Origin of the sequence: Streptomyces rubellomurinus, from assembly GCF_000961885.1 — a bacterium.
Classification (GTDB): Bacteria; Actinomycetota; Actinomycetes; order Streptomycetales; family Streptomycetaceae; genus Kitasatospora; species Kitasatospora rubellomurina.
The window spans coordinates 1-22,672 of the sequence record NZ_JZKH01000109.1; the positions used below are offsets into that span (position 1 = coordinate 1).

Here is a 22,672-nt window from a genome sequence, read left to right on the forward strand (position 1 = left end):
GGCCTTCGGCCGGCCCTTGACCCGGACGGCCTCTTTGCCCCGGACCCCAGGCAGCTGTCGGGGGGACGGGGGAGGTGCGCCCTCGTAACTGACGGTCCGTCACCCGTCTTTCCCGGGGTGGGGAGTTCTGTCCGTGAACTTGCTTGAAAACCCTCTTTAGTGTATGCTGGTCTTGTTGGTCGGGGAGGGCAACCCCGACCGGCAGCCCACGAGGAACTGACTGAAAGGTGTCACCTGAGCATGATCGACCTGATGCGCCTCCGGGAGATCAACGAAGCCAAGCGGGCCGAGTGCGGCCATGCCGAAGGGGCCGGCTGCGGTTGGTGCTGGCTCACCCCCGAAGCGATCACCGAACTCCCCTACGCCGAACGCCTGGCCGCCGCCGTTGAACTCGACCACATGCTTACCGAGATCGGCATCCCCCGTGCGCCCCGTACGGTCGTGATCGTCCACTCCGCGCGGACCTACGCCGTCCAGATCATGTGCGAAGAGCTGGGCACCTGGGAGTTGCGCGTCCCCGAGTCCGGCGAGGAGTACGCGCTGTATCGCGGGGCGATCTACGCCGCGCCCGCCGCGCAGGTCCGTGACGAGAAGGTGCCCACGTGGACCCGGGGCGGCGACGATCCCGCCGCCGTCGCCCGCAGCTTCGCGGGCCTGCTCTGGGCGTCCGGCCTCCGTAACTGACCCTCCATGCGGCCCGGACCGCCGGGCCGTGGCCTGCCCTCGCTCGAAGGAAACTGCATGAAGATCATCGACGTCCACCACGATCTCACCGTTGATCGTCCGGCCCGCTCCCGTGAGGTCCTCGCCGTCCTGTCCGCCATCGGGTCGCGCTTCGACGCCGCCGCCGCCGTCGTCCGAGAGGTGGCCCCGGAGGAGCTTGCGCAACTGCCCTCCGTTCCAACGCTCGCAGTCGCCGACTGGGGGCAGGCGTGCCGCGCGCTGGTCGCGCTCGACGCCTTCCTGGCGGGCGCGCAGGCCAGGGTCTCGGCTGTGCGCGAGGGCGGAAGGCTCACTGTCCCGTGGCAGTTGCGCCTGGCGTTCGTGTGCTCCCTCGACACCATCGGCAGGGCGTGGCGAAACGCCTACCTGCCCGGCGCGCACTACGTCGTCAGCCCCGAACTTCCGGTGCGGCCCGGCCTGCGCGCGGCGGTCGCGTGGGAGTCGAGTGCCGGGGGGGCCATCGCCTGCACCCGGCGATGGTCGGCGGCCGTCACCGTGTCCGTCTTTCAAGAGATGTCGGACATGGTGGACGAGGTGACCAGGCGTCCGCATGTCCAGTGACTTGCCTAAAAACCCTCTTTAATGTATTCTTGTCTTGTTGGTCGGGGAGGGCAACCCCGGCCAGCGGCCCACGATTTGACCACATGCGAAGGGACCTCACACATGACCATCTCCCTGGCCAAGACCTCCACCCGTAACGCCAGTCTGCGCGAGATCGTGGACATCCTGCGGGAGCAGCAGCCCCGCAAGGCCGACATCATTACCCCGGCGCAGAACATCCGCGCCGAAGGTGGTCGACTGATCGTGGACGGCAGCGACTACGAGTACGACATCACCCCTGACGGGGTCACCCGCAAGGCCACCGAGCTTCGCCTCACCGGCGTCGCCGAGGCAGGGCTGGCCGAGAAGCTGGGCATCCCGGTGGGCTACCTGCGCAAGACCCGCGTCGAGGCCCCGGAGCTGTGGGATCAGAACGTCAATGGCTGGCTGAACCACGAGAGCCGCGAGGCCAAGAGCTACATGATCCGTACGCTCCGGCCCGGCCAGGGCGAGGACGCCGGTACGGCCCGCGCGTTCCTCTCCGCGAGCTACCGGATCATCGACAACTTGGACATCCTGACGGCCGCACTCCGGGGTGTCTACGACGCGGGGGTTCAGGTCCGCCTGGACAGCTGCGACCTCACCGACCAGCGGATGTACGTCCGCGTAGTCGCGGACGAGGTTCGCGCCTACGCCCCCGAACTGCTGCGCAACTACCGCTCCCCGTTCACCGGGGCGGGAGGCGCCGACAACCCCACCGTCTTCGCCGGGTTCGAAATCTCCAACTCGGAGACGGGTTGCGGAGCGTTCAGCATCGTGCCCCGGCTGGTCGTCCAGGTCTGCGACAACGGCATGACCATCACCAAGGACGCGATGAAGTCCGTGCACATCGGCGGACGTCAGGCGGACGGAGTGATCCAGTGGAGCGGCACCACCCAGGATCGCACCCTGGACCTGGTCACCTCCCAGACGGCCGACGCCGTGCGCACCTTCCTTGACCGCGACTACATCCTCCGGCAGTTGCGGGACATCGAGGAGAAGGCCGGAGCCCAAATCACGGACCCCGAGAAGGCGATTACCACCGTCAGCCAGCGTCTCCGGTTCTCCGAAGCGGTCCGGGCCGACATCTTCGCCCACTTCATCCGGGGTGCGGACCTGTCCGCCGGTGGCGTCATGCACGCCGTGACCTCCGTCGCCCAGACCCTCCCCGATGCTGACGAGGCTCACGAACTCGAATCGCTCGGCATCCGCGCCATGGAGCTGGCTGCCTCGCTGTGACCGCCCCGCCGCCCGGCCCGAAAGGGCCGGGCGGCCCGCCACGGACCAGCCACCGCAGCCCAGTGCGCCCGAGGGAGAGCCCGCCATGAACACCACCGCCGACCGCCTGCGCGATCTGGTCGCCGAGGTCACCACCTTCGAAGAGGAGTGGGAGGAGGAGCTGCGCGCAGCCCTCCCGACGTACGACCCGAACCGCGACGGTTGCCCCGTCGAACCACGCGACGAAGTCCGGTACTTCGAGCTGTACGACGTCCGCGCCGCCGCCGCCCGTGACCTGCTCCACAGGACGACCATCGGCATCGAGACGGTCATCAGCGAGCTGACGGAAGCCGAGCCCGAGCCCGCGCCCGAGGCCGAGGCTGACCAGCCCGGTTAACCGGTCCAACCGCCGCCCAGCGCGACGCTGGGCGGCCCACCGGCCGGGAGCGCCGAGGAGCGGGGATCGACCCCGCACCTCGGCCCAACCCCTCCCGCCGCTTTCCCATCGCAGCACCAAGCGCCGCACCGCCCGCCGGCCTCTGCCGCCCGTGGCCAGCCGGCACCCGGCCCGGGGCGCCGAGCTGCGGGGATCGACCCCGCACCTCGGCCCAACCCCTCCCGGCCCTCCTGCTGCACACCCTCACCCTTCGCACCACCAGGAGAACCACACCGTGCCGACCCTGCCCCACACCGGGCTCCAGACCCCCGACCAGCCCCGTTACGAGGTCACGGCCTACCGTGAGTTGACGCTTCGGCGCGGCTTCCCGTTCAAGGCCACCCTCAGCCACGGCCGCGTGACGATCGGAAGCGCGGAGAACCACGGCACGGGGGGCGACACCGAGTTCGTTCCCCGTAAGGACTTCAACGCGGCCGACTTCGAGCGCTTCGCCGACGCATGCCGCCTCAACGGCCGTCCCGTCAGCACGTCGTTGCTGCTCGACCTGCTGGTCAAGGAGTACAACATCGCCCGCGCGCTCCGGGCTCATCTTCGCAACGGCCGCACGATGGTCCGAGAGGTCACCGCAGACCGCACCCGGATCACCGCCAACGCCGTGATGCCCGAGACCGCCGCCGCCCGGGAGCAGCTTCTCGAAGCACTCGGCCAACCCCTCACCCTCGGCGCCGTGACCGAGTTCTGGAACGGCAGCAACTGGGAGCCCCTGACAGGCGCCTCCGACTCCTGAACCGCCTCGGCGTGGCCCGGCAACCACCCGGCCACGCCGAGCCCGGCCAGCACCAAGCCCCCAACTGCCCAGGAGACCAGAAGCATGCCGACGTACATCGTTCCCGTGGACCACATCACCGTGCACGTGGTGACCGTCTCCGCGGCCACCCCCGAAGCGGCCCAAGCCGAGGCCGGGCGCCTGGTCGCGGCCGACTGGAAGACCCACTTCCACCACACCGTTGACCCCGTGGTCGGCGATGCCCTCACCCAGGACGAGTGGGCCGCTCAGGAAGCCGAGTGGGCCGCGATGAAGACGACCGCCGAGCGCCGCGAACGCGAGGTTCACCCCACCTCGCCCCCGACCCGGCAGCCGAGAAGAAACGTTCCTTCGCTCAAGTACCGCGCACCCCGCACCGACCACCACGCGGACGACAGCGAGTGCCCGCCTACCCACAAGCACACCAGCAGCGGCAGGCCCCTCACCGAGGGGTGCCCCGGGCGGGCCTACTCCACCGCCGAGTGCACGTGCGGGTGGGCCACCCGCTCCACCACCAAGAGCTACGTGGACGAGAGCCGCAAGCGCCATCTGGGCGAGCACCGCTGACATCAGGCCCCGTCAACCGTCGCGGCCCGGAGGGCAACCGGGCCGCGACGACCTCCCACGAACCCGGAAGACCAGCACCACGTGAGCACCCCAACCCACCCCGGCAACAGAGCGCCCTTCCACAACGCCTCCGTCAAGCCGGCACCCACCAGGTTCCACCTCCCGCGCGACGGAGACGCGCTCACCGCGGACATCGTCGTTGGAGTCCTCGGAGTCGCGGCGTTCGCGGTGTCCTTCGCCCACGTCGTCCAAACCGCCGATCGCGCCGGCCAGACCGGTTGGGTGGCGTACGCCATCGCCGTCTCGGTCGAGTTGATGGCCCTGGGCGCCGTCTCCGAACTGCGCCGCCGCAAGCGCCACGGACACTCCGCCCGCTGGCCCCGGGCCGTCCTGGTCCTCGGCGTCGCCATGAGCCTGGCCGCCAACCTCGCCGTCGCACAGCCCACACCCTGGGGATATGTGATGGCCGCCTGGCCCGCCGTCGCGTTCCTGGCCGCCGCCGGAATCATCGAGTCCCGCTCCACCGACCCGCAGGCCCCAGCCGCACCCTCCGAATCCGGTGAACCGCAGGACGACCCTGCGGGAGAGACCGACGATGACGACCCCGAGGCTGCCGCGCACCAGGCCCCGGCACCACCGGCGGACGAGCCCCAGCAACCGGAGCCGGCCGAGCCGGACCCCGACGAGCGCGACAACGACGAGCAGCCCGACCGGCCTCAGCCGCCCCAGCAGCGGCCGACTCAGCTGAGCGTCATGACCGAGCTGCTCGCCGCGATGAGGGCCGACCCGCAGTGGAAGCCCGATTACGACGCGCTGACCCGTACGACCGGCTATGGCCGGTCCTGGTGCGAGAAGCGAGTCGGCGAGGCCCGCAAGCTCCACCGGGGCCGTGCGGAACCCTCCGTCTCGCAGGAGGCCACCGCCCGTACGGACGCGCCGAAGCCCCTCAACCCGGTCCGTACGCCCCGCGACGCCGACGACCAGCCCGTACCCCCCACCTCCCAGCCCGCACCGAACCCGTACAAGGAACCCGCACGTGAGCACCACCCTCCACATACCGCCGCAGCTGCGTGACGCCGACGCGTACGTGCTGAACAACAGCGCGGGCAAGGACAGCGCCGCGATGCTCCACCTGTGGGCGACCACCGCCACCGAGGAGATGCTGGAACGCACCGTCGTGCTACACCTCGACCTCGGCGAAGCCGAATGGGACGGAGTGCCCGCCCTCGCCGCCCGCCAGGCCGCCGCGTACGGGCTGCCCTTCGAGGTCCGCCGCCGCGAGCGCGGCGGACTGCTCGACCTCGTCCGGTCCCGCGGCCGGTGGCCCGGACCGGGCACCCCCTTCTGCCGCTCGTACTTGAAGCGAGACGTAGCCAGGAAGTTCTACACCGAGCTGACCGCCCGGCTCGAAGTCACCGGCCGCCCCGCGCACATCGTCACCTCGCTCGGGCTTCGCGCCGACGAGAGCACCGTACGGGCTCGCCGCCCTACCCTCAGCACGGACCGTGCCGCCAGCTCCGGCCGGCGCCAGATCACCACCTGGCTGCCCATCCACCGACTCAACACCGACGACGTGTGGAAGACCGTACGGGCCAGCGGCATCCCGCCCCACCCCGCCTACCAGCACCTGCCCCGCCTGAGCTGCCGCCTGTGCCCGTTCGCCGGACGCGCCCAGCTCATCACCGCCGCACGGATGGCCCCCGACACCGCACTCGACTACGTCCTCGTCGAAGACGAGATCGGCCAGCCCTTCCGCCGCGACCTGTCGATGGAACAGATCATCACCGCCGCCGAGCGTACGGACGCCGACCCCGTACGCCCCCTGCGCCCGTACGGGGCATCATCCTGCACCGTGGGGGAGCGTACGGAGGGGTGTGCCGCATGACCCGTACCGGCCATGCCCCCGCGGACGCTGACCTCCCCGTCGTGCTGAGCTACGGCATGGGCCTGGACAGCACTGCCGTCCTCGCCCGCTGGCTCACCGAGCCGGCCAGTCGCGACTTCCCTCTGGAGCGGCTGACCGTGCTCACCGCGATGACCGGCGACGAGCCGGACGTGACCCGCCGCCTCACCGAGGAACACGTGCTGCCGCTGCTGCGTGGCACCGGTACGCGCCTCGTCCAGATCAGCCGCACCAGCCAGCGCGGTGGGTACACCGTGCTGGACGACTCCCGAACCCCGCTCCGGCTGATCATGAAGGGGCCGTGGCGCCTGTCCGACGAGCTGCGCGCCAGCGGCACCGTCCCGCAGCTCGCGGCCAAACGTCGGCTATGCAGCTTGCACGCGAAGGGCCATGTACTCGACGGGTGGCTCGGCGACGAGTTCGACGGCCGACCCTTCCGACACGTCCTCGGCTTCGCCACCGAGGAACTGCACCGAGCCGAGCGCGACGAGGGGTTCACCGCCACCGGCCGCCGTCCCGAGTACCCGCTGATCAACGACTGGGGGTGGGACCGCCAGCAGTGCGCGCAGTACCTGCTCGACCTCTTCGGGGAGCCCTGGTCGAGGTCCGCGTGCGGCTACTGCCCCTTCTCGGCGGGCCACCGAGGCCGGGCTGAGCTGATCGAACGCTGGCGGGCGGAGCCGGCCATCGGCGCTCAAGCCCTCGCCCTGGAGTTCACCGCCATGGCCCTCAACCCGCGCTCGAAGCTCTACGGCAGCGTCGCAGCCCAGGACCTCGCCCGCTCCCACGGGCTGACGTCCTCGCCCGGTTCGAGGAGGACCTTCGACGGCAACGGTGGAGCGTCTACGAGGTCCGCCGCATCGTCCACCCCCGCCGCGACGACCCCGCGGCCAAGGGCGCGGCGTGGCGCAGCGTCCGTACGGTGTTCACCGGGAACCACGACGACGCCCAGCACATGCTCCGCGCCACCTCCGCCGGAAGCGTCGTCACCGACGAGTACGGCATCACCAGGGCCGAGATCATCCCGCGCACCAACGGCTACCCGGCCATCGAGAAGGCGCTCGCCCTCGCACCGGCCGGCGTTCTCGACAAAGAGCGGCCCGCCTTCGGCGCCTGGTGGGAGCGACTGCATCACCAGACCGCGCCAGGAACCCGGCGCTCGGTCACCCTTGCGGCGTGACCTGAACGGAAGCCGGGGGCCAGCAGCACGGCCGAAGCCGTGCCGACCTCTCGGGTCGGCTGGGCAAGCTGTCTGGCCCCCTCCCACGAGAAGACCGATCCCGAAAGACGGCTACCTCGCGCAGGTAGATTAGTGCATGTCGGAACAGGGAGGCCGTCACTCCCGCCGGCCTACCCGAAGGAGACCTAGCCGATGGCCCCCGTGACGCTTGCCGAGCGGTTGGCCGCTGCCCCGTCCGACAGCCTCAGCGTCGCCGACATCGCCAGCGCGACCGGCCTGTCCGAGTTCACCGTCCGCCGCCTGATCAAGGACCCGCAGTGGCCGGAGGGCACCGTGCCGGAGGACGCAGGCGAGCAGCGGTTCGCGCGCGATGCCTGCGTGAAGTGGATGCGCGCCCACCAGGCCGCCCGGGTCGACGTCACCGAGTTGCCCGGGGCGGACACCGACCGGGTCACCATCACCGACATCGCGAACCGGACCGGCATCGCTCGCGGCACGCTGAGCCCGATGCGCACGCACTACAAGGACAGCAGCGACCCGTTCCCGGTCGGCGATGCCCTGGGCACGTACAGCTGGGGCGAGGTCAAGGCGTGGCTCAGCCGACGCCACCGCCGCACCGGTCCCCGAGGTACCGTCGAACCCCCGGTCGCGACGGAGAAGCCGGCCACCACGCCGACGTCAGACGTGCTCACCACCGCCGCCATCGAACGGCTCACCGGCCGGGGCAAGGAAGCTGTCAAGACCCTGGTCCGCCGCCCCGAGATCGCTGATCTCAGCAGCGGCAAGGTGGGCCGCTCGCGGGTGTGGCCTGCCGCCGCCCTGCTGCCGGTGCTCTGGCGTCTCGGCTACCTGCCCGAGTCGGGTCCGCTCTCCCCGGAGCAGACCGCCGTCCTCGTCGAACTCGGGTACCTCCCCGAGACGGGGAAGCCGAGTGCCGAGCAGGCGGCCGTGCTGCGCGACTTCGGCTACGACCAGGAGGGCACCGTCGAACACCGTGCCTGGCTGGTCGGTCCCGTCCGCTCGGCGACCGAGCTGGCCGCCCACTACGGAGTCACCCTCAGCGCGGTGAGCCGGCGACTCAAGCGCGGTCGGGAGACCGGCGACCCACTCTGCCCGACCCCGATCGAAACCGACGAGGGCACGCGCTACGACCCGAGAGCCTTCGACACCTTCTGGCGCAGGTAACCGGACCCGATATGACGACGGCGCTGCCGACCATCACGGTCGGCAGCGCCGTCGCCGTTCCTCACCCCGGGCGGCACCCGGCAACGCCCGGACCTCCCGCTCACCCCGCTACCGCTTCGCCGACCACGGCGCTCCCGGAGCCGACCGCCGAGCCCGCCGGCCCGGCCCCAGCCGCAACCTCCGGCCCGGCCCCGCGCCCGCCGTCCCGCGGCGCGGCCGACCCGGCCGACTCCGCCAGGATCGTCCGGACGTCCCCCAGCGCCAGCCCCGTCAGCTCGGCGATCTGATCACGAGGCTCGCCCAGACCGTGGAGGGCGACCACCGCCTCCCGCGCCCGTCGCTCCGGCTCCACCGCAGCCGCCTCCGCGTCCGCCAGGACCTTCGCCGCCCGCGCGCTCGCGCTCGCCCGCAGCTGCTCCGCCCTCCCCGTCTGCTCGTAGAAGTCGGTCAGCGCCGCTTCCACCTGCTTCTCGCGCCGGAGACGCTCCGCGTCCCGCGCTGCCTTCGCCTTCTGCGCCGCCCGAACCGCACTGGCCCGCGACGCCGAAATTCGTCCGCTCATGCCAGAACCATAGCCGCAAAACCGCAGGTGATAAACCCTGTAGATCCTCGCATGATAGGCGCCGATAAACATCGAGAAGTCTCGATAGAAAAACCGAGAGGCGAATCACTAAAACTGCCCGACAAGAGGCCCTGAGCTGGCCATATGCCAGTCAGGCCAAGTCATCCAGACACCTCTTGCAGATATTCTGAGCATGGTCCGCTGCGCGGGGCTAAAGTACTCACATGGCATTTGATGGGGTAGGTGAACAGGCGGCTCGAATAGCCGTTGCACCCACCCTCATCCGAAACCGGAAAAGCTGGGGGTGGTCGCGTTGATGACCATCCACAAGCTCACCGCCGGCAACGGCTACACCTACCTGACGCGCCAGGTCGCGGGCGGCGACGTACAGCGTCAGCGGGGTCAGTCCGCCGAGGAGTACTACACCCAGAAGGGCAACCCGGCGGGCGTCTGGCTCGGCCGCGGCGCACCCCTTCTGGAACTCGACGGCACCACCGTCACCGAGCAGCAGATGAAGCACCTGTTCGGCCTGGGCCAGCACCCGGACGCCCAGCGCATCATCGCCGAGCACCTGGCCGCCAACGTGCGCGCCGACATGGACGATGAGCAGCTCAAGGCCGTCCAGGCCGCCGCGATCAAGGCCGCCACCCTCGGCCGCAAGTACCCCGAGTACGAGCCGCTGGACCCGTTCGCCGAGCGCGTCGAGCGGCGCCTGGCCGTCATCGAGAAGGAGACCCGGCGCACCCCCAGCAGCGCCGAGATCAAGAAGGTCCAGCACGAGGAGTCCCGCCGCCAGCGCGCCGCCGTCGCGGGCTTCGACCTGGTCTTCGCCCCGGTGAAGTCCGCCGCGGTGCTGTGGGCGCTGGACGAGCGCCCGGAGGTCCGCGCCGCCGTCCGCGCAGCCCACGAGGCCGCCCGCGACGCCGCGCTGGAGCTGCTGGAGGAGAACGCCGCGTACACCCGCACCGGCAGCACCGGCCAGGCCCAGATCGACACCAAGGGCCTGGTCGCCGTCGCCTTCGACCACTTCGACTCCCGGGCCGGCGACCCCAACCTCCACACCCACGTCGTCCTCGCCAACAAGATCCAGGGCATCGACGGGAAGTGGCGCTCGCTGGATGCCCGCGGCCTCCTGGCGATGACGGTCGCCACCTCCGAGTTCTACAACTCGCGGTTCGAGACCGAGCTGACCGCCCGGCTCGGCGTCACCTTCGAGGCCCGTGAGGACTCCGCCACCAAGCGCCAGCCGGTGCGCGAGATCGTCGGTGTCCCCGTCGAGGCGATCACCCACTTCTCCTCCCGCCGGACCGAGATCGAAGCCCGCTACGAGCAGCTCCTGCGCGAGTACCGGCGCGAGCACGGCCACGACCCCTCCCGCGGCATGACCCACCAGCTCGCCCGCCAGGCCAACCTCGACACCCGTGAGGGCAAGAAGGCCGCCCGCTCCCTTGAGGAGATGCGCGCCGACTGGACCCACACCATCACCACCGCCCACGGTCCGGACATCGTCCAGCGCGTGATGGCGGCCGTTCCCGCACCCGAAAGCACCCCGGCCACCGCCCGGCAGGAGGAGCCGAAGCCGGTCGAGATCCCCACCCTCGCCGCGGCCGTGATCACCGCTGTCGGTGAGGAGCGCGCGGTGTGGACGGTGTGGAACCTGCGCGCCCACGCCGAGCGCCTGGCCCGCTCCGAGCACCCCACCACCAGCACCGCCGAGCACCAGCAGCTGGTCGAGGCGATCGTCACCGAGGCCATCTCCCCGACGCACAGCGTCCGCATCGATACCCCCACCCTGCTGGACGAGCCCGAGGAACTGCGCCGGGCCAACGGCGACTCCGTGTTCGTCCAGCACGCCTCCACCCGCTACACCAGCACCGCCATCCTGGACGCCGAGCGCCGCCTGGTCACCGCCGCGCTCACCCCCGTCACCGAGGGCCCGAACCCGGCCTTCGTCGGCGCCGCCCTGGACGGCTTCGAGGCCCGCAACCGCGCGCTCGACGAGGGCCAGCGCGCCCTCGTCACCGCGTTCATCACGGACCCTCGGCTGGTGTCCCTCGGCCTCGGCCCGGCTGGCTCCGGCAAGACCACCGCGATGCAGGCGTACGTCCACGTCGCCAACCAGGCCGGCCAGCGCGTCGTCCCGCTCGCCACCTCCGCAGCCTCCGCCGCCGTCCTTGCCAAGGACCTCAAGCAGCCCGCCGAGAACCTCCACAAGTTCCTCTGGGAGTACACCGGCGGTAAGTACATGGGCGAGCTGCTCAGCGGCCGGAACGTGCCCGAGAGCCGGGCCGGCTTCGTCCTGAACCCGGGCGACGTCGTCCTGGTGGACGAGGCCGGGATGGCGGGCACCCTCAACCTGGACAGCCTCGTCAAGATCGCCGATCAGCGCGGCGCAACGGTGCGCCTGCTCGGCGACTACCGCCAGCTCAGCAGCGTCGAAGCGGGCGGCGCGCTGCGGCTGATCGCCGCCGAAGCCGGCGCCGTCGAACTCACCACCCTCCACCGGTTCAGCAACAAGACCGAGGCCGCCGCCACCCTCAAGATCCGCACCGGCGACACCGCCGGGCTGGACTTCTACTTCGCCAACCAGCGGGTCGTCAGCGGCTCGCGCACCGCCATGGTCGAAGCCGCGTACGACGGCTGGAAGACCGACATGCTCGCGGGCCGCACCACCCTGATCAGCGCGCGCACCGGCACCGACGTCACCGCCCTTTCCGCCCGCGCCCGCGAGGACCGCGTGGCCGCCGGTCAGGTCGAGGCTGACGGCGTCCTGCTGCGCGACGGCAACCGCGCGGGACGCGGCGACTGGATCGTCACCCGCAAGAACGACCGCAAGCTCACCACCAACCGGGGCCGCGACTTCCTCAAGAACGGCGACGCCTGGGAGATCCTCAAGCGCCACGAGGACGGCTCCCTCAAGGTCCGCCACATGGAACACCGCGGACGTCTCACCCTGCCCGCCGAGTACGTCGCCGCCAACGTCCAGCTGCTCTACGCCTCCACCATCACCCGCTCCCAGGGCGGCACCGTCGACACCGCCCACCCGCTGGTCACCGACGACACCACCCGCGAGGAGCTGTACGTCCAGCTCACCCGCGCCCGCCACACGACCACCCTCTACACCGCCACCCACGAACTCCTTCCCTTCGACACCGACGAGCAGCTCGACCAGCCCAAGAACGACCCCAACTCCTTCGCCGCCCGCGAGGTCCTGGAGCGCGTTCTGAGCCGCGAAGGCGCCCAGCTCTCCGCCACCGAGACCATCCGCAATGCCCAGGAGGACGCCGTCTCCCTGGCCACCCTGGTACCCCGGCACCAGCACGCCACCGAGACCCTGACCGCCCCCTATTACCACCAGCTCATCCACCGACTTCTCGGCCCCGCCCTCGCCGAGCAGATCACCACCGACGACGCGATGACCGCCGTCACCCGCGCGCTCCGCACCGCCGAAGCCGGCGGCTGGCAGCCCGAGCGGCTGATCGCCGCCGCCACCTGGCGCGGCGACCTGACCACCGCCGACTCCCCGGCCCAGGCCCTCGCCTGGCGCCTGAGCACCATCACCAACGAGCGCCCCGCCCCCGCCCACCTCAACGCACCCACCACCGCCGACACCACCCGCTACGCCGCCCTGGTCGCGCAGCTCACCAACCTGCCCGCCCACCGCTTCGACCCCGAGACCGCGACCGCCGAACCGGCCGCCCTGCGCATCGCGCCCGCCGCCGCCCAGGCCGCCGACGCGCACCCGCACGTCCCCGCCGACACCCTCAACCACTACGCCACCGCGGCTGCCACCACGCTCAACACCACCACCGACCGCGTCACCGCCCACCCGCAGTGGCCCCACCTCGCCGGTGCCCTGGCCGCCGCCGAACGCACCGGCCGCGACACCACCAACCTGCTCACCGCCGCCGCCAGCCAGGCCACCAGTACGAGCGACCCGGTCACCGCCCTGACCCGCGCCGCCCGCACCACCCTGGCCGCAGACGGCATCCCCGAGCACCACCAGCAGGCCCCCGAAGCCCTCCGCCACCAGGCCCTCGCCGCCACCGTCCTCGGCGACGAGCACGCCACTCGCGCCCGCAACGAGAACACCTGGCCCGCCCTCACCGCCGCCCTGCGTCGCGCCGAGAACGCCGGCCACGAACCCGCCACCCTGCTGCGCCAGGCCGCCGAGAGCCGCCCGCTCACCGGCGCCGACAGCCTCAGCCAGGTCCTCGCCTGGCGCATCGGCCGCCACCTCGCCGCCGACGCCCCGGTGGCCGCCGCCCAGCAGAGCGACCGCGCCGAAGCAGAGCTGTGGCGCACCCTCGCCTGGAGCCTCAAGGCGATCGAGAACACCGGCACCACCGCGGAGACCGCCCTCTCCGAGGTGACCGGCCGCACCGCCCTGCCCGAACTGCTCCAGCACACCCAGCAGCAGGTGCTCGCCCACACCCGCGCCGCCTCCGGCCGCGCCGACCTCCCAGCCTGGATCAGCGCCGTACCGCGCTCCACCACGGCCAACCCGCTCCACCACGAGTACCTCACCGACAGCGCCACCCTGATCGCCAACCGGCTCTCGGTGCTCGCCGACCGCACCGTGGAGAACCGCCCGGAGTGGAGCCGGACCCTCGGCGAAGCCCCGACCGACCCCACCCAGCGCGCCCAGTGGCAGCAGCACCTCGCCGTCGTCGCCGCCTACCGCGACCAGTACCGGGTCACCGACGACAACGCGATCCAGCCCGCCGGCCCCTACATCGAGGAAGGCCGTACCGGCCACGACGCCTACTGGCAGGCCACCGCGGCAGCCCTCGCCGCCCGCCGGACCGCCGCCGCGCCGGTCGGCCCGGAGAGCAGCACCGGGAACACCGACCAGCAGGCCCGCCACCAGCTCACCGCCGACGTCTACCGAGCCCTTCCCGAGGCAGACCAGGCCGAGATCCTGCGCACCGTCGCCACCCGCACCGGCGCCACCTGGCTCGCCAACATCCCGCGCCTGGACGACGCCGCCCTGGCCCAGCCATCCGTCGCCGAGCAGGTCACCGCCGTGCTCACCGAGCGCCGCCAGCTGACCGCCGAGGCCACCCAGCCCGAGCAGCCGCAGGCCGAGGAACGGCGCCAGCCCACCCTCGCCGAACGCCGCCGAGCCGGCCGACAGGCCGAGCGCCAGGCCCACCGCGACCAGCTCCAGCAGCGCGGCGGGCAGCCCACCCGAGCTGCCCGGCCCGTACCCGGCCGCCGACCCGAGCCCGTCGAACAGCGTCAGGCTCAGGCCCCAGTCCAGCGCCCCGCCGCTCCGCAGCAGCAATTCCAGCAGCCGCCGCAAGCTCGCCAGGACCAGCGCGGTCCGCGCATCCGCTGACGATCATGACCGTTCGAGGCCGAGGCTCCCAGGCCCGGTGCCGAGGTCAGAGCCGTCGAAGTGCCCTCTCGCACTCACGGCATCGCCGGTCCTCGAACGCTGCTGGATACCACGGCTCCCCGTAACCGGCCTGGTAGTGCGTGTGCACCAACGGGTCAGTGCTGATGCCACAGAGCGTCGTCGGCAGCGGGTCCTCCAGCACCTCAGGATCGCTCGCGGCGGCGTGGACCGACCGGACGAAGCCCGGGTCAGCTTCATCCGGATCGAACCCCGCAAGAACCTCCAGCAGCACCAGTACGCCCATACCTCGACGGTGCCCGCAGCACTTGGAGAGCGCACGTCGAGCGCCCTCAGTGGGGGTGGCCGAACGCGGCTCGGCGGCCCGCTAGCTGGTCCGCGCCAACTCGATGGCGGCTGGCCCGAGCCTTAGCACGCTGACATCGAGCCCGTCAGGGTCGGAGCCGTGGACGGCGTCGGTGATTCGGATGGCGCTGTTGACCAGAAGATCCCCTACCTCCGCGCAGGACGGCCCCTTTCGCCATGTCAGGCAACGGGTGGTGTTGCTCCGGCGCGCGGGAACGATCTCGGCGGTGTGGGGCCAGTGCCTCCACCAGGTGCTCGCGCGCACCATCAGCCCACTGCGCAACGGCGTACACGGAGTGGGGGCCCAGTGCGGGGACGCGCTCTCCTCTGCATCCGTGAGACCCGAGGTATGCCAGAACGTGAGGTTCTCCGGGGTCTCGTCGGAGCCGGTTTCCCACCGCAGGCGCGAATGCATCAAACGCACGGTGCCATGGTGGGATTCGCGCAGTTCGAGACGACCCTGCGTGGGCAGGTGAAGCAAGTGGACGGCACGGGCAGAGACACGTTCGATCCGCAGGCCCGGGACGCCGAAGTGCACATGTGAGCCGTCAGCGTAGGTCGCGGTCGTCGGCAGCAGGTAGTGCGCTACCCGTGGAGCTACGCTCACCTGAATTGTCAGCTGGTTCGGCCCGGGCATGACCCACTCGTAGTACCCGGCGAGCTCGCGGAAGGACCGTCCGCCGCGGTGGTCCCACGGGTGAGAACGACCGGAACTGAACAGCAGATCCCACAGAAGAGCCTGGAACCTCTGCTGGCCGGCGTCCTTGGTATCCAGCTCGATTCGTCCGTTGACCATGGCCGCCCGCAGCACGTGCTGAGGCACGGACATGAGGGCCAGGTACTGCTTGAGGCGCGCACGGTCGTTGACATGCGGCATTGGAGATCCTCGCTGGCGACAGCCCGGACTGCGCCGCGAAGTGAGACGGTGAAGACGTCTGATGGCACGGCGATCGCGAGGAGGTTGGGCATCCCACCCGCCGGCTCTCCAGCACAATTCGTCCGGGCGAACGGCCAGCCGTGGACCACCTCCGGGCCCAAGAAGAGGATAGGGGTGCCGGCTTCGGTCGGCACTTCGCCACGCCGACACCGTCGCGCTTCGCGGGCCGCGGAACAGAGTGGTGGGAGTCCGAAAGCTGGCGGTGTCGCCGACCTTCGAGATATCCACAGGAATCGCCAAACCGTCATCACGTGGACTTGGGATCGCCTACCGTGGTCGCTGCGGTGACGTCCAGTCACTTCGCATTCCGATGCCACCTCACGACGTGTCGAGAGGGGGTGAGAAGTGATCGAGAAGATCCGAAGGATGCGGAAGTTGCCGCTCCGCCGAGTCCACCAGCGGCTGCCGGACCTCGTCCACGTCGCGCAGTTCGCAGCTGCGGCCGTGACCATCGTGGTTCAGCTCTGCCACTGGTAGACCTCGGGTGATCCGTAGGAGAGCGGATCGGGGCGACCCCTCGCGGGTCGCCCCACAGCCCTGCGGAACTTATATAAGTCCCGCAAGCAGGTACCACCGTAGCTGTGCAACCCTGCACGTGTCAGGCAGTCGATGCTTTTTCCATGGTAGCCATCCTCCTGTCAGCCCTGGGTGGCTTCCGTGGCCTTTGGCCAGGCACTTTGAGTTCTGGACGTTGCGGGTGGCAGTCCGCTCAACAAGGCACGGACTCATAGAGCTAAGCAATTGTGATCTTGCTCGGGTTCAGCAACGGTACGTGCGTTCAGGGTCGCCCCGAACTGCTCAGTCTGCCGGCCTGGACTTCCATTCGAAGCCGGAGTTCCGGAAGGCGTGGATCGAGCACCCGGCGTACTGCCGTGCTGCCTGGACTGCCGCCTCTCGGGACATGGACTTCCCATCTTCCATGAAGACGGCGCCCTCCGTGCGGTCGCCGATGGTCTCCTGGAGTAGGACCGAAGCGTTCTCCGGGATGAGCATCTCCGTGAGCCCAGTCTTCGAAGCGCCAGCGGCGGAAAGCATGGTGGCGGTCGTGTCTCGGACGTCGAGAGAAAGGAAGTCCGTGAGGTTGAACTCAACCTCCGCGAGTAGTGCCCACAAGGCGCGGTGAGCGGCGGGGACGGTTGAGTCCGAGAGCAACTCGGCGAACCGCTGAGGGGTCATGGTGTCGATGTGCAAGGTCAGCTCCTCGGTCACGTTTCGTGATGGTTGGGGTGGGTGAGGGGGCGCCGCCGCCCGAAGGTTCGCAGCGATGTCCAGCCCTGTTCGGTGCCCGCGAGGGAGCCAGTGGGCCTGCGATACTTGTAGGGCCGCCGAGCGGCCGAGCAGTGAGCCAATCGGCAGCAGTCAGACGGCTGGCGGACCGCCTCGCAGCACGGAATCGGCACACATGAGGCCGAGAAACGTGGAGAGGTTGCGAGACTCACCGAGAGTGACTTTCGCAGGTCAGACGGCATGTCAGTCGCGTTTACGCAGGTCAGCGGCTTGTCCGCCGAAAACTTGTAAAGCGGGGGTCGTCGGTTCGAACCCGACAGGGGGCTCGCAGCGCCAAGGGCCAGCTCGCCGGGGTGATCCCGGTCGAACTGGCCCTTCGTCGTTGCTGGGGTCCTACTCGGGCCGTGCCACGGGCGTGCCAGAAGCGGCCGGCGGATCGTCGTCCTCGCTCCGTCGTTTTCGAGGTCACCACCGGGTGGACTTGACCTACTGTGACAGAGCTCCGGACGTGAAGACGGTTCCAGGCGGGGACGTCCTGAGGCGGTCGTCCGACTCCGCCGCCTACCTCTGGCATCAGGCGATGGAAGGGGCGCGGGCGGGTGAGCGTCGCCGGGGTTGCGTGCGTACCCATTGGTGGGGGTGCGTTCGAGAGAAAGGTGGCAGCGATGAGCATGCTGGCCAACCTGGTGCCGGCGATGCGGCATCCGCGGAAGCGGACCAGGACCGGCAAGGAGACCAGGACCTCGAAGACGGCCGACCGGCGTCGTCGCCGCGGCACGCATTCGCGGCACTGACGACGGACGGACCGGTCATGGTCCTTGGCCGGGACGAAGCACGTGTGGTCGCTGCGGCGGCCGACGGCCGTGGACACCGGTGACGGCGACGGCCGGGTGGACCCGGTCGTCGCGCCGGCCCCGGCCGTGCCGCTGCGGCGGACCTTCGGGCGGTTCTGGCCCTACACCCGTGGGGGACGGCGCTGGCTGGCTCTGCTGCTGGGGTTCGTCCTCCTCGGCCCCGTGGTCGACGCGGCCGCGATCTGGCTGTTCAAGGTCGTCGTCGACGAGGTGCTGGTGCCGCACCGGCTGGGGCTGTTCCTGCCGATCGCGCTCGGGTACGCCGGGCTGACGCTGGCCGCGGGAGGCCTGCGATTCGCCGACGAGACGACCTCGGCCTGGGTCAGCGAACGCTTCCTGCTGGCCCTGCGGTCGGACGTGTTCCGGCACCTGCAGGGCCTCTCCCTGGGCTTCTTCGAGCGGCGGCGGCTCGGCGACGTACTGTCGCGGCTGACCGCGGACGTCGAGGCGGTCGAGACGTTCCTGCTCTCGGGCGTCCTGGACGCGGTCGCGTACGTCGCCGAGCTGGCCGTCTTCCTGGGGGTGCTGTTCTACCTGCGCTGGGACCTCGCCGCGACGGCCCTGCTGGTCGCGCCGCTGTTCTGGCTGACCGCGCGGCGCTTCTCGGCCCGGGTGCGCGCGGCGTCGCGGGAGCGGCGGCGGCGCAGCGGTTCGGTGAGCGCGCTCGCGGAGGAGACGCTGGGCAACATCGCGCTGGTGCAGGCGTACAACCGGCAGGGCTGGGAGCAGGAGAGGTTCGAACGGGAGAGCCTGGCGCGGTTCCGGGCGACGATGGCGGCGACCCGCCTTCGCGCGCTGTTCGCGCCGATCGTGGAGATGCTGGAGCTGGTCGGGGTGCTGGTCGTGCTGGGCCTGGGCGCCTGGGAGCTGGCCCGGGGCCGCCTCACGCTCGGCGAACTGCTGGTCTTCGTCGCCCTGTTGGGGCGCCTGTACGGCCCGATCCGGGGGATCTCGCGGCTCAGCAACGGCTTCTACTCGGCCGCCGCGGCCGCCGAGCGGATCATCGAACTGCTCGACCAGCGGCCGCAGGTGGCGGATCCGCCGGTGCCGCTGCGGCCGCCCCGGGGGCGGGGTGCGGTGGCCTTCGACGGGGTGTGGTTCCGCTACCCCGGCACGACCCGGGTGGCGCTGTACGACGTGTCCTTCCGCGCCGAGCCGGGGGAGACGGTGGCGCTGGTGGGGGAGAGCGGGGCGGGCAAGTCGACGGCCGCGAAGCTGCTGCTGCGCTTCTACGACCCGGAGCGCGGCGCCGTCCGGCTGGACGGCTTCGACCTGCGCGAACTGGCCCTCACCGACCTGCGGGAGCGGATCGCGGTGCTGCTGCAGGAGACCCTGGTGATCCACGGCACCGTCCGGGAGAACATCGCGTACGGGCGGCCGGGCGCGACCGACGCGCAGATCGTGGCCGCGGCACAGGAGGCCGACGCGGACGAGTTCGTCCGGCGGCTCCCGCAGGGCTACGACACGGTGGTCGGGCAGCACGGGCGGCTGCTGTCCGGCGGGCAGCGCCAGCGGATCGCGATCGCCCGGGCGATGGTCCGGGACGCGCCGGTCCTGCTGCTCGACGAGCCGACCACCGGGCTGGACGCGGAGTCCGGGCGGCGGATCCTGGAGCCGCTGGGGCGGCTGATGAGCGGCCGTACGACGATCATCATCTCGCACAACCTGCTGACCGTACGGAACGCCGACCGGATCGTGCTGCTGCGCGACGGGTGCGTCGCCGCCTGCGGCACCCACGCCGAACTCCTCGCCCGCGACGACGGCTACGCCCGGCTGGTCCGGCTCGCCCAGGCCGATCCCGCGCCGGACGCGCCCCCGCCCGCGCCCCCGCGGCCGGCGCCCCCGCCCGCGCCCCTCCCGCAGTCGCAGGCCTTCCGATGAGCTCCCGGCAGCCCCTGCCCGCCGGGACGGCCGTCGCCCCCGGCTACCAGGTGCTGGCCCACCTGTGCCGCACCGGCTGGCTGGACGTCTACGACGCCTGGAGCGAGGAGCGCGACTGCCGCTGCGTGGTCAAGGTGCTCCGCCCCGACCGCCGCCGCGACCGCAAGCTGCGCGAGCGCCTGCTCCGGGAGGGCCGCTGGCTGACCGAGTTCACCCACCCGCACCTGGTGCGCGGCTACGGCACCGGCGAGCGCCCGCAGCCGTACGCCGTCCTGGAGACCCTCACCGGCGAGACCCTCGCCCACCTCCTGGACCGCCGCACGCGCCGCCCGGCCGCCACCGACCTGGCCCTGCTCGGACTGCACCTCTGCTCGGCGATGCGCTACCTGCACGGGAAGAACCTGCTGCACCTCGACCTCAAGCCCTCCAACATCGTGATCGACTGCCGCCTCGCCAAGGTGCTCGACCTGAGCATCGCCCGCCCACCGGGCCCGGGCAGCCCGGGTGTCGGCACGGACGGCTACCTCGCGCCGGAGCAGGCGGACGGTGCCGAGCTCACGGCGGCGACGGACGTCTGGGGCATCGGCATCACCCTCTACGAGGCCGCCACCGGCGCGCTCCCCGCCGAGGACCGCCCGCCCGGCCCGATCCCCCCGGTCGGCACCGCCCGCCGCCTCCCGCCCCCGCTCGCCGAGGCGATCGACGCCTGCCTGCGCCTCGATCCCGCCACCCGCCCCGCCCTGCCCCAACTGGCCACCACCCTGGACGACTTGCTCCCGCAGAGCCGCCGCGCCGTCCCGCCGTGGGAGGCCTGAGCGCGGGGCCCGCCCGGCCCCGCCGCCGCCAGGCGGGCGCGTGGCGGCGGGCGGCCGTACGGTGGAGGGGCGGGGGCGTTCGGAGGAGGTCCGCCATGCCCGGTTCGCTCACCATCAGCCATCACGAGTCCGCGGTCGCCATGGAGCACCGGGACGCGGCGCGGCTCGCCACCGTGCTCGCGGAGCTGGCGTACCTGCTGGAGATCCCCGGCCCGAACCGGATCGGGGACGGGCAGCTGGCCGTCCTCTGCGAGGGGCGGGCGCCGGACCGGGCCGAACTGTCGCACTGGGCGCGGGCGGTCTCGGCGGAGCTGAAGGGGCGGCTCTGAGGCCGTCCCGCGGCCCGGCGACCGACCGCCCGACCCGCCGTACGATGGCGCGCGGAGCGGGCACCGCGCGCACGCTCCCCGGGCGTCCGGCCGGTGGCCGGCGGCCGGCCCGGCGGAGGGTGGGGGCCCGAACGTGTCGCAGTCCTGGTCGATGTCCTGGCTGACCGTGGAGACGCCGCTGCCGAGCGGCCCGATGCACATCGCGGTGACGCCGCAGGGCGTGGCGGCGGCCGGCTACGGTGGGCGGGACGACGAGCTGCCGCCGTGCACCGACGCGTCGAAGGTGTCCCTCGTCACCGAGCGGATCACTGCCTATCTGGCGGGCCGCAGCCGGGAGTTGGGCCTGCCGATCGACTGGAGCCGCAGCTCCGGCCCGCACCGCGCGGTGCTGCAGACGCTCTGGCGCGAGGTGCCGTACGGCCGGACCGTCACGTACGGCGAACTGGCGGCCCGCAGCGGGGTGTTCGAGGACGTCACCGAGCCCGGGCTGGCGGCCCGGACGGTCGGGCAGATGATGGCGGCGAATCCGGTCGCGCTGCTGGTGCCGTGCCACCGGGTGGTGGCGGCGGACGGGATCGGCGGTTTCGGCGGCGGCCGGGTCGGGATCGAGGTGAAGCGCTGGCTGCTCACCCTGGAGGGGGTGCTGGAGCCGACGCTGGACTGGAACGGTCCGCTGTAGCAGGGGGCTTGTCGATCCGTCAGGACGGCGGCCCGATCTGTCAAGGGGAGGCGCGGGCGGGGGCGTCGATGGGGCAGGATGGGCGCTCGGGGGTAGCCCGGCACCCGGGGGATTTCGAATGAATCATCGAATTCATTTCGATCGGGTGATCGAGTCATACTATTTGTTCGGTTATTCCGAACCACTCGAACGAGTGATTGCGGAGTGCCGCCGAACGGGCCCACCATGAAGCTGCAACATGAATGTGCAGGCGCCGTTTCATCGGGTATGCGAAGGGCTCCCCCTATGTCGACCGAAACCAATGCCGGTATTCCTGCGCCCGGTGCGCAGCCGGATGCGCAGTCGGGAATCCGTCAGCAGCAGAGTCTGAGCACGGCGGGCGCGCGCAACCTCGCCACGACGACCAAGTCCGCGCCGCAGATGCAGGGCATCAGCCCGCGCTGGCTGCTCAGGAAGCTGCCCTGGGTGCAGGTGTCCGGCGGTACCTACCGGGTGAACCGCCGCCTGCGGCACTCGGTGGGTCGCGGCCGGGTGAGCTTCGCCAAGACCGGCTCCGAGGTGCGCGTCATCCCGGAGACGCTGGCCGAGGTGCCGGTGCTGCGCGGTTACGAGGACGAGGCGGTGCTCACGGAGCTGGCCGGGCGCTTCGTGCAGCGGCAGTTCAGCGCGGGCGACGTGCTGGTCTCGGCCGGCACGCCGATCAGCGAGGTCTTCCTCATCGCGCACGGCAAGCTGGACCGCCTCGGCACCGGCAAGTACGGCGAGGAGACGGTCGTCGGCACCCTCGCGGACGGCGACCACCTCGGCGACGAGGCGCTCCAGCAGGAGGACGGCTCCTGGCCGTACACCGTCCGGGCCGCGACGTCCGGCACCGTGATGGTGCTCGCCTGGCCGTCCTTCCAGGAGCTGCACGACCGCTCCGAGTCGCTGCAGCTGCAGATCATGGAGTACCTGAACGGCTTCCAGCAGGCGCAGAACAAGCACGGCGAGGCGGCGATCGACCTCTCCGCCGGCCACGAGGGCGAGTACGAGCTGCCCGGCGCCTTCGTGGACTACGAGCTGAAGCCGCGCGAGTACGAGCTGAGCGTCGCGCAGACGATCCTCAAGGTGCACACCCGGGTCGCCGA

The 22,672-nt window shown here is 71.2% G+C and carries 21 protein-coding genes; 17 read left to right on the top strand and 4 right to left on the bottom strand.

Going from position 1 to position 22,672, the window contains the following annotated elements:
- Window positions 1-240: 240 nt before the first annotated feature.
- The 10 genes from VM95_RS33125 to VM95_RS33170 all read left to right on the top strand — a co-directional run bounded on the left by VM95_RS33125 (window position 241) and on the right by VM95_RS33170 (window position 8,557).
- Window positions 241-684 carry a hypothetical protein gene (locus tag VM95_RS33125; protein ID WP_045703951.1) on the top strand — a complete coding sequence of 148 codons (444 nt, stop codon included), beginning with the start codon at window positions 241-243 and terminating at the stop codon, window positions 682-684.
- Between the two features lie 57 nt (window positions 685-741).
- On the top strand, window positions 742-1,284 hold the full coding sequence (locus VM95_RS33130; RefSeq protein ID WP_045703953.1) for a hypothetical protein: 543 nt from the start codon (window positions 742-744) through the stop codon (window positions 1,282-1,284).
- A gap of 102 nt (window positions 1,285-1,386) precedes the next feature.
- Complete coding sequence (locus VM95_RS44845; RefSeq protein WP_045703955.1) at window positions 1,387-2,541, top strand: hypothetical protein; 1,155 nt, start codon at window positions 1,387-1,389, stop codon at window positions 2,539-2,541.
- 85 nt (window positions 2,542-2,626) lie between these two features.
- Entirely contained in the window at window positions 2,627-2,917 is a 291-nt protein-coding gene (locus VM95_RS33140; RefSeq protein ID WP_045703957.1) for a hypothetical protein, read from the top strand.
- Between the two features lie 274 nt (window positions 2,918-3,191).
- Window positions 3,192-3,704 (top strand): hypothetical protein, encoded by a 513-nt coding sequence (locus tag VM95_RS33145; RefSeq protein ID WP_045703959.1) that lies wholly within the window; start codon window positions 3,192-3,194, stop codon window positions 3,702-3,704.
- Between the two features lie 84 nt (window positions 3,705-3,788).
- Window positions 3,789-4,289 (top strand): hypothetical protein, encoded by a 501-nt coding sequence (locus VM95_RS44850; protein WP_244179041.1) that lies wholly within the window; start codon window positions 3,789-3,791, stop codon window positions 4,287-4,289.
- A gap of 81 nt (window positions 4,290-4,370) precedes the next feature.
- Window positions 4,371-5,363, top strand: a complete 993-nt coding sequence (locus VM95_RS39355; protein ID WP_052707719.1) for a DUF2637 domain-containing protein — start codon at window positions 4,371-4,373, stop codon at window positions 5,361-5,363.
- Complete coding sequence (locus VM95_RS33160) at window positions 5,326-6,174, top strand: phosphoadenosine phosphosulfate reductase domain-containing protein (protein WP_045703962.1); 849 nt, start codon at window positions 5,326-5,328, stop codon at window positions 6,172-6,174. The genes VM95_RS39355 and VM95_RS33160 overlap by 38 nt, the downstream gene beginning before the upstream one ends.
- 940 nt (window positions 6,175-7,114) lie before the next feature.
- On the top strand, window positions 7,115-7,372 hold the full coding sequence (locus tag VM95_RS33165; RefSeq protein WP_045703964.1) for a hypothetical protein: 258 nt from the start codon (window positions 7,115-7,117) through the stop codon (window positions 7,370-7,372).
- A 192-nt stretch (window positions 7,373-7,564) separates the two neighbouring features.
- On the top strand, window positions 7,565-8,557 hold the full coding sequence (locus tag VM95_RS33170) for a hypothetical protein (RefSeq protein ID WP_045703966.1): 993 nt from the start codon (window positions 7,565-7,567) through the stop codon (window positions 8,555-8,557).
- A 100-nt stretch (window positions 8,558-8,657) separates the two neighbouring features.
- Here VM95_RS33170 and VM95_RS33175 read toward each other — a convergent pair whose 3' ends face one another.
- Window positions 8,658-9,119 (bottom strand): hypothetical protein, encoded by a 462-nt coding sequence (locus tag VM95_RS33175; RefSeq protein ID WP_157882265.1) that lies wholly within the window; start codon window positions 9,117-9,119, stop codon window positions 8,658-8,660.
- A 316-nt stretch (window positions 9,120-9,435) separates the two neighbouring features.
- Here VM95_RS33175 and mobF point away from each other — a divergent pair, with 316 nt between their 5' ends.
- Window positions 9,436-14,460 (top strand): MobF family relaxase, encoded by a 5,025-nt coding sequence (mobF, locus tag VM95_RS45345; protein WP_157882266.1) that lies wholly within the window; start codon window positions 9,436-9,438, stop codon window positions 14,458-14,460.
- Between the two features lie 46 nt (window positions 14,461-14,506).
- On the opposite strand, the gene VM95_RS33185 is transcribed toward mobF, so the two are convergent.
- From VM95_RS33185 to VM95_RS33195, 3 genes are all read right to left on the bottom strand, one after another.
- Window positions 14,507-14,764 (bottom strand): hypothetical protein, encoded by a 258-nt coding sequence (locus VM95_RS33185; RefSeq protein WP_045703972.1) that lies wholly within the window; start codon window positions 14,762-14,764, stop codon window positions 14,507-14,509.
- An 81-nt stretch (window positions 14,765-14,845) separates the two neighbouring features.
- The gene (locus VM95_RS33190; protein WP_045703975.1) at window positions 14,846-15,700 is read right to left on the bottom strand and encodes a hypothetical protein; all 855 of its coding nucleotides are present in this window, start codon (window positions 15,698-15,700) and stop codon (window positions 14,846-14,848) included.
- A gap of 858 nt (window positions 15,701-16,558) precedes the next feature.
- Window positions 16,559-16,969 (bottom strand): hypothetical protein, encoded by a 411-nt coding sequence (locus tag VM95_RS33195; protein ID WP_045703977.1) that lies wholly within the window; start codon window positions 16,967-16,969, stop codon window positions 16,559-16,561.
- A gap of 683 nt (window positions 16,970-17,652) precedes the next feature.
- Between VM95_RS33195 and VM95_RS45350 the strand changes: the two genes are divergently transcribed.
- The 6 genes from VM95_RS45350 to VM95_RS33220 all read left to right on the top strand — a co-directional run.
- On the top strand, window positions 17,653-17,781 hold the full coding sequence (locus tag VM95_RS45350) for a hypothetical protein (protein ID WP_279616858.1): 129 nt from the start codon (window positions 17,653-17,655) through the stop codon (window positions 17,779-17,781).
- Between the two features lie 24 nt (window positions 17,782-17,805).
- The gene (locus tag VM95_RS33200; protein WP_244179042.1) at window positions 17,806-19,722 is read left to right on the top strand and encodes an ABC transporter ATP-binding protein; all 1,917 of its coding nucleotides are present in this window, start codon (window positions 17,806-17,808) and stop codon (window positions 19,720-19,722) included.
- A complete protein-coding gene (locus VM95_RS33205; RefSeq protein WP_045703980.1) occupies window positions 19,719-20,537 on the top strand; it encodes a serine/threonine-protein kinase in 819 nt (272 codons plus the stop codon). The genes VM95_RS33200 and VM95_RS33205 overlap by 4 nt, the downstream gene beginning before the upstream one ends.
- Before the next feature lie 95 nt (window positions 20,538-20,632).
- Entirely contained in the window at window positions 20,633-20,866 is a 234-nt protein-coding gene (locus VM95_RS33210) for a hypothetical protein (RefSeq protein WP_045703983.1), read from the top strand.
- A gap of 133 nt (window positions 20,867-20,999) precedes the next feature.
- Window positions 21,000-21,545 (top strand): methylated-DNA--[protein]-cysteine S-methyltransferase, encoded by a 546-nt coding sequence (locus VM95_RS33215; RefSeq protein ID WP_244179043.1) that lies wholly within the window; start codon window positions 21,000-21,002, stop codon window positions 21,543-21,545.
- Window positions 21,546-21,830: 285 nt separating this feature from the next.
- The coding region (locus tag VM95_RS33220; protein ID WP_045703993.1) for a cyclic nucleotide-binding domain-containing protein at window positions 21,831-22,672 on the top strand (842 nt) is incomplete at its 3' end.

Bases quoted from the DNA above. Each gene is read 5' to 3' on its own strand.
- VM95_RS44845 (WP_045703955.1), top strand. From the start codon at position 1,387: ATGACCATCTCCCTGGCCAAGACCTCCACCCGTAACGCCAGTCTGCGC.
- VM95_RS33125 (WP_045703951.1), top strand. From the start codon at position 241: ATGATCGACCTGATGCGCCTCCGGGAGATCAACGAAGCCAAGCGGGCC.
- VM95_RS33170 (WP_045703966.1), top strand. From the start codon at position 7,565: ATGGCCCCCGTGACGCTTGCCGAGCGGTTGGCCGCTGCCCCGTCCGAC.
- mobF (WP_157882266.1), top strand. From the start codon at position 9,436: ATGACCATCCACAAGCTCACCGCCGGCAACGGCTACACCTACCTGACG.
- VM95_RS33140 (WP_045703957.1), top strand. From the start codon at position 2,627: ATGAACACCACCGCCGACCGCCTGCGCGATCTGGTCGCCGAGGTCACC.
- VM95_RS33175 (WP_157882265.1), bottom strand. From the start codon at position 9,119: ATGAGCGGACGAATTTCGGCGTCGCGGGCCAGTGCGGTTCGGGCGGCG.
- VM95_RS33130 (WP_045703953.1), top strand. From the start codon at position 742: ATGAAGATCATCGACGTCCACCACGATCTCACCGTTGATCGTCCGGCC.
- VM95_RS33190 (WP_045703975.1), bottom strand. From the start codon at position 15,700: ATGCCGCATGTCAACGACCGTGCGCGCCTCAAGCAGTACCTGGCCCTC.
- VM95_RS33210 (WP_045703983.1), top strand. From the start codon at position 20,633: ATGCCCGGTTCGCTCACCATCAGCCATCACGAGTCCGCGGTCGCCATG.
- VM95_RS44850 (WP_244179041.1), top strand. From the start codon at position 3,789: ATGCCGACGTACATCGTTCCCGTGGACCACATCACCGTGCACGTGGTG.
- VM95_RS33205 (WP_045703980.1), top strand. From the start codon at position 19,719: ATGAGCTCCCGGCAGCCCCTGCCCGCCGGGACGGCCGTCGCCCCCGGC.
- VM95_RS33185 (WP_045703972.1), bottom strand. From the start codon at position 14,764: ATGGGCGTACTGGTGCTGCTGGAGGTTCTTGCGGGGTTCGATCCGGAT.
- VM95_RS45350 (WP_279616858.1), top strand. From the start codon at position 17,653: ATGAGCATGCTGGCCAACCTGGTGCCGGCGATGCGGCATCCGCGGAAG.